2 protein-coding genes are annotated in these 1454 nt (G+C 60.0%); both read right to left on the bottom strand.

Going from position 1 to position 1454, the window contains the following annotated elements; all coding sequences use genetic code 11:
* Positions 1-405: hydrogenase maturation protein (locus tag A3AY_RS34685; RefSeq protein WP_040668298.1), on the bottom strand; the 405-nt coding region annotated here is incomplete at its 3' end.
* Between the two features lie 3 nt (positions 406-408).
* A complete protein-coding gene (gene hypE, locus A3AY_RS0107545; RefSeq protein WP_018325074.1) occupies positions 409-1416 on the bottom strand; it encodes a hydrogenase expression/formation protein HypE in 1008 nt (335 codons plus the stop codon).
* Positions 1417-1454 lie beyond the last annotated feature (38 nt).

Genomic DNA, 1454 nt, shown 5'->3' with positions numbered 1-1454 from the left:
GGCAACCTCGTTGAGATAAAGGCTGGATTTGCGCGCCTTGCGCATCGAAAAGTCGGCGCTGGCCCAAACAGGCCCGGCATCATATTCAGCTGTTGCCTGCAGCACGGTTACGCCCCAGCTCCCGCGCTGGTCGAGAATGGAATGATCCAGCGCCGCAGGTCCGCGATCACCTTCGGGGCCAGGATGGACAATCAGGCAGATGCAGCGGCTGGTGAGAGACGCGGGTAGGCGACGTTTGAGAAAAGGAGCGAGGACGATATCAGGCTGGAACAAGTCTGCGGCCTGCATCGTCACATCGTCATTGATGTCGAGTTCCACTGATAGCCCATGGCCATGCGCACGCAGTTCCACATGCAGGCGCTGGGCCAGCGAGTTGAAACTATGGGTGATCATGAGGATGCGCATTGTTCAGCAAATCCTCGGCAATTGTTCGCCGGCGATCCAATCAACCACGCGGCTGCCACCAAAGCCGGTCTTCATGCGGATCAGGCAATTGGCATCCGCCAGAACCGTGCCGATCAGTGCGGCAGCTCTACCCCTCGGGTGGGCGTGCATGACGGCGAGCAGCTTTTGACTTTCTTCCGGGGCACAAATGGCGATCAGCTTGCCTTCATTCGCGACGTTGAGCGGATCAATGCCAAGAAGTTCGCAAGCGGCATGCACTTCCGGCCTGACCGGAATGTCGCGCTCGATCAGGGACATGCCAACGCCGGATTGGTGGGCTATTTCATTCAGTGTCGCGCTGAGGCCACCACGGGTCGGGTCGCGCATGACGCGGATACCGGGCACGGCTTCGAGCATGGCAGCAGCAAGGTCATGCAAGGGCTGGCTGTCGGACAGAATTTCCGTCTCGAACTCAAGGTTCTCGCGTTTCGACATGATGGCTATGCCATGGTCGCCAATTGTACCCGAAATGAGAATGCAATCGCCGGGCTTCGCCTGATCTCCGGACAGGCGGACGCCTTCGGCGACGCAGCCAAGGCCGGTCAGCGTGATAAAGACGCCATCCCCCTGCCCGCGTCCGACGACCTTGGTATCGCCGGTAACAATCGGCACCCCGACATCGCGGGCTGCGCGGCCCATGGATGAGGCAATGGCTTCCAGTGCTTCGATCGGGAAACCCTCTTCGATGATAAAGGCGGCGGTTAGGCACACCGGCTTGGCGCCCATGACGGCGAGGTCATTAACCGTGCCATGCACGCTGAGCGAACCGATGTTACCGCCCGGAAAGAACAGCGGCGAAATGACGTGGCCATCTGTTGTCACGACCAGACGCCCAGTCACCCTGCCGATGTCAGCACCGTCATTTCCCTGATCGAGAAACGGGTTGGCGAAGTACTTCAGAAACACCGACTGAATGAGCTGGACGCTGGCGCGCCCGCCGGCGCCATGGGTCATGTCAACCGTACGTGACATCAAAGGACCTAAGGCGGGGCCGTTCATTCTGCCGCCTC

Source organism: Rhizobium giardinii bv. giardinii H152, from assembly GCF_000379605.1.
Taxonomy (GTDB): domain Bacteria; phylum Pseudomonadota; class Alphaproteobacteria; order Rhizobiales; family Rhizobiaceae; genus Pararhizobium; species Pararhizobium giardinii.
Note: the sequence above shows the minus strand (reverse complement) of the source record. Positions and strands in the feature narration are given on the sequence as shown.

Excerpts from the sequence above, each read along its gene's own strand:
- hypE (WP_018325074.1), bottom strand. The coding sequence starts at position 1,416 with ATGTCACGTACGGTTGACATGACCCATGGCGCCGGCGGGCGCGCCAGC.